This window comes from Nonomuraea sp. K271 (assembly GCF_009908215.1).
Lineage (GTDB): Bacteria > Actinomycetota > Actinomycetes > Streptosporangiales > Streptosporangiaceae > Nonomuraea > Nonomuraea longispora.
Map to the genome: position 1 here is coordinate 21,826 of NZ_JAAAHR010000125.1, position 7,287 is coordinate 29,112.

Here is a 7,287-nt window from a genome sequence, read left to right on the forward strand (position 1 = left end):
GCGTCACCGCTCAGGGCGTGGTTTTGATCACCTGCCACGGCGGGGCGACGTGCCCCACGCCGGGCATCCTGGCGGCACTCGACCTGCCCATGTCCGCCCTGTGGCCACCACTGCCGTCTGCCTGAGGTCATCACCGCCGTACGTGAACGGCGCGTGGTGGTCATCGCCGAGGAAGAGAAGGACGTTGGAACGACTGCCCCGGATCGCATGCCTCCAGGCGCCGGAGTCGTGACGCCTCTGGGGGTGATCTGTTCGCCGTCCTTCTCCGCGGCGAACAGATCATCCACGCGCTACTGGTCGCCCATCAGGCATGCACCTGGCACGGTGGCGGGCCGTCCATAGTGTGGTGCTCTATCAGTCGTCTCCTTCGTCTTCTTCCTCGTCGCCCTCGAAGACCTCCTCGACGACCTCGCCCGCCACCAGGCCGCCGACGACGCCTGCGGCGCCGGCCGCAGCGACCGTTCCCCAGCCCGGACCGCTGCGATGCTCATGGTGCTGCGGGTGGCCGTAGCCGTCATGGTGGTCGCCGTAGTGGTCGCCGTGGCCGTACCCGCCGTGGTGGCTGCTGTGCCCGTATTGGGTGAGGCCGGACAGCCAGCGGTCGAGCTCGCTGGGCCAGTCGGTGTGCATGGCCTCGTCGTGGCTGATGGCGAAGCGGCCGATGGCGTCGCCGGAGTAGCGGCCGGCACGCTTGTCGGCCTCCAGGATCACTTCCAGCCCGTGGGGGCCGGCGACGAAGGTGAGCTCGACCTCCCCCACGACCCCATGGTGCTGGGCGGGCGGGTAGAACTCGATTTCCTGGTAGAACGGCAGTTCCTGGTGCACGCCGTACAGGTGGCCGACTTCCAGGTCGGCGGACTTGAAGTGGAAGCCAAGGTCCAGCATCGCCTGCAGGATGCGCAGTTGTGAGGGCAGCGGCTCGACCGCCACCTCGTCCAGGTCGCCCTTGTCGACGGCCTTGGCGATGGCCAGCTCGGTGCGTACGCCCAGCGCCATGCCGGTCAGATGCTGCCCGCCGATCTCGCTGATCGGCGTTTCCCACGGCACCGGGATGCGGAAGTCGATCAGCTTGTCCTCGCCCTTGCGCAGGACGAACGGGCCGGACACCTGGGCGCGGGAGAACTCGCCGAGCCCGGCGCCCTCGCCGTCGCCGTGCTCGATCTCGACCCGGGCGACCAGGCCGAGGGTGATGTGCTCGATCTCCGCGTCGAAGTCGCCGCCTTGTAGGCGCACTTCGCCGGACAGCACGCCGCCCGGCTGGATTCGCGCTGTGGTCAGGACGGTGTCCACCGAGGGGGCTCCGACGCCAAAGGCGCCCAGCATCCGTTTGAAGACCACGATCTGTTCTCCCTGTCGACGACTGACGGCACGGTCGTGCCGCTCGCGTAAACGATCAAGGCGAGGGCCGGGTTCCGGCGGTGAGGTGAATCTTCCCCGGGAGTTGCCCCAAAAGGAGGCGGTTGAGCCGTAAATACGACGTTTGCCCATGGGGTGCGGGTTCTGAGGGAGGTCCTGGTTCATGACCGTGCACGTAACGGGAGTCCGCCGACGGGGTCACGTGGGGCCGGTGGGTGGTGGTGCGTGACCGTTGGCCGGTGGTGCTTCGCTGAGTGGTTTCGCCGCAGTGCCGGCGTCGTAGGCGGGGAGGTCACGCGTCAGCAGGTGATCCAGTTTGGCGTTCACCGCGGCGAGTTCCTGCTTGACCGCCTGCAGTTCTGCCTGGGTCTGCGTTTCGGCGGGGGATGGCTCGTTCTCGTGCATGGCGTTGACCACGACCGCAATGAACAGGTTGAGGGCGACAAAGGTGGACATCAGGATGTAGACAATGAAGAAGATCCACGCCCACGGCCTGTGGTCCATCACCTCTTTCGCGATGGTGCCCCACTCGTCACCGGTCATGATCTGGAACAAGGTGAACAGCGAGCGCGGCAACGCGTCGAACCGCTCGGGCACGACCTCGCCGAACAGGATGGTGGCGATCACTGACGCGATGTAGATCATCAGAGCGAGCAGGCCGATGATGGAGGCCATCCCGGGCACCGCGGCCAACAGAGTGCCGACCACACGCCGCATGCTCGGCACCGCCGACACCAGCCGCAATGCCCGCAGAATCCGCAACGCGCGCAGCACCGAGGCCGGGCCGGAGGCGGGCACCAGCGCGATGGCGACGATGACGGTGTCGAACCAGTTCCAGGGGTCGGCGAAGAAGGCACGGCGATAGGCATACAACCGGGCGGCGATCTCGGTGGCGAAGACGGCCAGCGCGATCCGGTCGATGGCGTGCAGCAGCCCGCCGACGCGCCCCATCAGATAGGAACTGGTCTCCATGCCGATGGTGACGCTGTTGATCACGATGATGGCAATGATCGTCCGCTGTACGAGCCGGTGTTCCAGGACCGCGCGAACGCGTTGTTGTCCCGTCAACTGCGATAGCTCCCCTGCTCAAAGGACCCCGATCCATGATCATTCTAGGCGGGGGCAGGAGGAGCCGGTAGCGGCGTAGCCGTGAGGCATCGAACACATCCGGCACTTTGCGGACCCTTCACCCGTTACCTGGGATGATGTGCCCCGGTTGCGGCTGGCGTGCGCCGATCGGCTAACGTCCATCCAGCGCATGCGGGCGGGCCTGCCCGCATGCGCCGCTCACATCGGCCGCCCGCTGGTCAAGGACACGAAGGGAATGGTGGTGGCGTCCGTGTCAACGGACCGGAGCCGGCCGATCACGTACAGCTTCCGCGCGCGCGGACAGCGATGCCTGGCCCGTGACCGACGGCGATGCCGGAGGTGGGGGCGATGAGCGTGGCGCTCGGCCTGCTGGCCATCCTCCTGCTCACGTTGGCTACCGGCTACTTCGTCGCGCAGGAGTTCGCCTACGTCACCGCCGACCGGCTCGCCCTGTCACAGCAGGCCGCGGCCGGAAACAAGAAGGCCGCCAAAGCCGTCGCGGTGATGGAGCGGCTGTCGTTCATGCTGTCCGGCGCCCAGCTCGGCATCACCGTCACCGCGCTGGTGGTCGGCTTCATCGCCAGGCCCGCTCTGGCCGAACTCATCGCCCCCGCACTGACGGCGTTCGGCATGCCGCAAGGAGCGGTGGACGCGCTGGCGCTGGCGATCGGCTTCGCCCTGGCCACCATCATCCAGATGGTGCTCGGCGAGCTGGCGCCCAAGAACCTCGCCCTGGCCCGGCCCGAGCCCCTGGCCCGGGCGCTGGCCTCCTCCACCTTGATCTACCTCAAGGTCGCCGGGCCCGTCATCAAGCTGTTCGACACCGCAGCCAACAAGCTGCTGCGCGCCGTCGGCATCGAACCCGTCGAAGAGCTGCACCACGGCGCAACCCTCGAAGAGCTCGGCCACATCATCGGCGAGTCCGAGGCCCACGGCCGCCTGCCCGGCAGCCAGGCCGACGTGCTGGAACGCGCCCTGGCCTTCTCCGAGCACACCGCCGAGGAAGTCATGGTGCCCCGCGTGGAGGTGATCGCCGTCGCCACCTCGGCCACCGTCGCCGAGCTGGACGAGCTCATCGCCGCGCGTGGCCACACCCACTACCCGGTGCTCGGCGCCACCCTGAACGACGTGGTGGGGGTGGTCAGCCTGCGTGACGTGGCCGCCGTACCGCCCGCCGAGGCGGCCACCACCCGCATCGCCGGCATCGCCCGTCAGGTGCTGATCGTGCCGTTCTCCGTGTCCCTGCCTGATCTGGCAGGCCAGTTGCACGACCGAGGCGAGGAAGTGGCCTGCGTGGTCGACGAGCACGGTGGTCTGGCCGGCCTGGTCACCTGGGAAGACGTGGCCGAAGAACTGGTGGGCGAGATCGCCGACGAGAACGACACCGAGTCGCCGCGTGTGCTCCGGCGCGGCGACGAATGGGAGCTGGACGCCGCCTTGCGCATCGACGAGATCGCTTTGGCAACCGAGCTGAACCTGCCGGACGAGGACGAGTACGACACCCTGGCCGGGCTCATCCTGCACCGGCTCGGCCGCTTCGCCGTACCCGGCGACGTCATCACCGCCGATCTGCCGGCGACCCTCGATCCGCAGGCGCCCACACACACCCGGATCAGAGTGTTGACACTGGACAGACACGTCCCCGAACGCGTCCGCCTCACCCCCTACCGGTCCGACAGCCCTGATCCCCATGGTCGGGACGGCCACGATGGCAAGGAGCAGCCGTGAACCTGTCCATCGGCCTGGCACTGACGCTTGTGCTGCTGGTCGGCAACGGCTTCTTCGTCGCGGCCGAGTTCGCTCTGGTCGCCGCCAAGCGCCACCGACTGGAGAAGGCCGCCGCCCAGGGCAGCAAGGCCGCCGCCGCGGCACTGTCAGGCATCAAGGAACTGTCACTGATGCTGGCCGGCGCCCAGCTCGGCATCACGCTGTGCTCGCTCGGTCTGGGCGTGGTCTCCGAACCGCTGATCGCGGGCACGCTCACTCCGCTCTTCTACGCTATCGGACTGCCGGAGGCCGCCGCGCATGCGGTCGCGTTCGTGATCGCGCTGGCCATCGTGACGTTCCTGCACATGGTGCTGGGCGAGATGGCGCCGAAATCCTGGGCGATCGCCCATCCCGAACGCTCGGCGACCCTGCTTGCGCTGCCGTTCCGCGGCTTCACCCTGCTCGTGCGCCCACTGATCAGCGCTCTGAACGCCGTCAGCAACGGGCTGCTGCGGCTGGTCAAGGTGCACCCGCGCGAGGAAGGCGCCAACCCGCGCACTCCGGAGCAGCTGCAGCACCTGGTAGCCGAATCCCGCCGGCTCGGCCTGATCGAAGCCGACGACCACGCCGTGCTCAGCCAAGTCCTGCGCGCCCCAAGCGCCGACATCACCGCACACATCATTCCGCCGGAGCGGATCGACACGGTGCCCGCCACCGCCACCGGCCAAGAGGTGATCGATGCCTGCCTGCGCGTCCAACGCTCCCGCCTGATCGTCGGCACCCCCACCGACCCACTGGGCGTCGTGCACATTCGCGACGCCTACCTCGCACGCCGCCGCGGCACCGCCACCACTGCCAGGAACCTCGCCTACCGAATCCCCACCCTGCCGGCCGGTGCCTCCGTGTCTAGCGCTGTCGCTCGGCTGCGCGCCGCCCGTAGTCAGATCGCCCTTGTCCGCACCGAAGACGGCGCCATCAAGGGCATCGTCAGCCTCGACGACCTGCTGACCACCCTGCTCGTCCCCACGTGAGCACACGCTGCCCACCTGATGGAAACGAAATAGGAACGCCAGCAGAACCGTCGGGGGACGGCCGTGCCTGCCGCGTACCTTCGTGATGGCCTGTAGCGGCACCTCATGCAGGCGCTGCCACATCCCGGCCTTGCCCCCTGGATGCCGAATCGCCGCTGAGGTTGAGGCAGCCGTGCGGTCTCACTTTCGCCGGCTGTCCCGACGCGCCGGACTCATTCGTCGAACGGATAGGGGCAGATGGCGCGGCGAACTGGGAGGCAGGCCCGTGAGCACGACCGCCGAGAGGCCAGGGCGAGTGTTCGCCACGACGAAGTCTTCGCTCACGCGATTTTGATCGCTGCCGTCATCCATCACGTTCGCAGGAGAGAGGAAAACCGATGAGAGATCTGCAGGTTATCGCCGACCGCGTCGAGATCGAGGCGCTGCGGGGCGAACACGTCGACGCGGCGATGGTCGGCGACTACGACCGTTTCGCGTCGCTGTTCACCAAGGACGCGGTGTGGCGGATCCCCCCGGCCAACATCGAGTTCACCGGGCGGAAGGAGATCCGCGCCGGTATCGAACGGCTGCAGGACGCGTGGGAGTTCTGGGTGCAGAACGTGCACCCGGGCACGATCCAACTCGAGGGTGACACGGCGACCGGCCGGGAATCCATCTTCGAGCTCGGTCGCCAGCGCGACGGCAGGTCGGTCGTCATGTACGGCCTGTTCCACGACCGCTACCAGCGCACCCCGGATGGCTGGAAGTTCGCCGAGCGCGTCCTCGATCCCAGGTACCTCGACACCACTGCGCTGACGGGTTCGGCTCATGTGACCTGGGACACCGCCGACCCAGAGGCCGGAAACACCCCCTTGGCGGAAGGAACCCGGTAACCGTCTGGACGAGCCACATCAGAGATGTGGTCCTGCCGGCTGATCCGGCAACGCAACATCTCGGGTGAGTTGGCTTCGAGGATGGTGCCGCCGAAGGCGAGCCGACCTGGGGTCGGTGAAGGCCTTGGTCCAGCCACCGACGGACTCTGCGGCGAATTTGCGACGCGCCGTCATTGGACTACGGAGGGTCCAGCGGGCCGGAGGCACGCAGTGCGGCGCTCAGCCCGAGGGGGTTCCCAAGAGAGTTTTGTCCTATAGCGCGCAGAAGGTGCAGAACGGCGGACTGATGGAGCAGTTGACCCGTTGAGAACGTACGGCGGGACCGGTCAACCGGTCCCGCCGTACGACGCCGAAGTCGAGCAGCCGCTGCGGCGCCGGCTACGCGTCAGCTCGCGTTAACGACAAGAGAGGGCTTGTGGGCGGCTGCGACGCATGAGAGATTCTACCTCCAACGTTGAAGGTCTAACCTCTTTGATGGGAGCTCCCCCCTATGCAGCCCCCGAGCCCCCGCTATCAGGGCTACCGATCATTCGGCTACCTGGAGCCGCACACCGACTACAAGGTCTTCGACCTCGCGCCCGAAATCGGCCGGGTCCCTCCCTACGACCTGGGACTGTCCTCGGAGCAGACCGAGCGCGTCACCCGGATCCTGACCAGCCACATGGCGATCTCGCTGCACGAGCACCCGAAAATCCTCACGGCGGACCCCTCCCGGCTGCGCGACTACAACAGGACCGGCCGTAACGCGATCGGCTTCGAGGGCCTGGCGCGCTCCGGCATGACCGCGTTGTTCGACAACTTCATGAACGGCACCAACTGCGTCACCAGCGAGCACGGCTGGAAGTGGGACGACGTCATCTACGACCTCGGCCTGCGCTTCGCCGACCTGGCGAAGCAGGACTTCGTGGTGCCGGCGCGCACGGTGGCCGAGATCGAGCAGGCCAAGGCGACGGGGCGCCTGGCGCTCGTGGCCGGCCTGGAGGCCGCGACCATGATCGAGAACGAGCTGGACCGGCTGGACATCCTGTACGGCTTCGGCGTGCGCCAGATCGGCATCGCGTACTCGATGGCCAACCAACTCGGCGGCGGCCTGGCCGAGACCACCGACGGCGGCCTGACCCATTTCGGCCGCCGGGCCGTGACCCGCATGAACAAACTCGGCATGGCCATCGACATCTCCCACTCCGGCGACCGCACCTGCCTCGACGTCATCGAGCACTCCAACGTGCCCG

General features: G+C 67.6%; 6 protein-coding genes. 4 read left to right on the forward strand and 2 right to left on the reverse strand.

The features are described from left to right. Positions 1 to 354: 354 nt before the first annotated feature. Entirely contained in the window at positions 355 to 1,338 is a 984-nt protein-coding gene (locus GUY59_RS33075; RefSeq protein WP_138204691.1) for a sporulation protein, read from the reverse strand. 216 nt (positions 1,339 to 1,554) lie between these two features. Beyond that, a complete protein-coding gene (locus GUY59_RS33080; protein ID WP_138204693.1) occupies positions 1,555 to 2,424 on the reverse strand; it encodes an ion transporter in 870 nt (289 codons plus the stop codon). 369 nt (positions 2,425 to 2,793) lie between these two features. Here GUY59_RS33080 and GUY59_RS33085 point away from each other — a divergent pair, with 369 nt between their 5' ends. The 4 genes from GUY59_RS33085 to GUY59_RS33100 all read left to right on the forward strand — a co-directional run. After that, the gene (locus GUY59_RS33085; RefSeq protein WP_138204695.1) at positions 2,794 to 4,173 is read left to right on the forward strand and encodes a hemolysin family protein; all 1,380 of its coding nucleotides are present in this window, start codon (positions 2,794 to 2,796) and stop codon (positions 4,171 to 4,173) included. Beyond that, positions 4,170 to 5,183: a hemolysin family protein gene (locus tag GUY59_RS33090; protein ID WP_138204697.1), complete on the forward strand. Its 1,014-nt coding sequence runs from the start codon at positions 4,170 to 4,172 to the stop codon at positions 5,181 to 5,183. The genes GUY59_RS33085 and GUY59_RS33090 overlap by 4 nt, the downstream gene beginning before the upstream one ends. A gap of 377 nt (positions 5,184 to 5,560) precedes the next feature. Beyond that, on the forward strand, positions 5,561 to 6,055 hold the full coding sequence (locus GUY59_RS33095) for a nuclear transport factor 2 family protein (RefSeq protein ID WP_138204699.1): 495 nt from the start codon (positions 5,561 to 5,563) through the stop codon (positions 6,053 to 6,055). Between the two features lie 490 nt (positions 6,056 to 6,545). Then, a partial coding sequence (locus tag GUY59_RS33100) for a dipeptidase (protein WP_171055512.1) occupies positions 6,546 to 7,287 on the forward strand: 742 nt, incomplete at its 3' end.

Coding starts and splice junctions, on each gene's coding strand:
- GUY59_RS33085 (WP_138204695.1), top strand. CDS start 2,794: ATGAGCGTGGCGCTCGGCCTGCTGGCCATCCTCCTGCTCACGTTGGCT.
- GUY59_RS33095 (WP_138204699.1), top strand. CDS start 5,561: ATGAGAGATCTGCAGGTTATCGCCGACCGCGTCGAGATCGAGGCGCTG.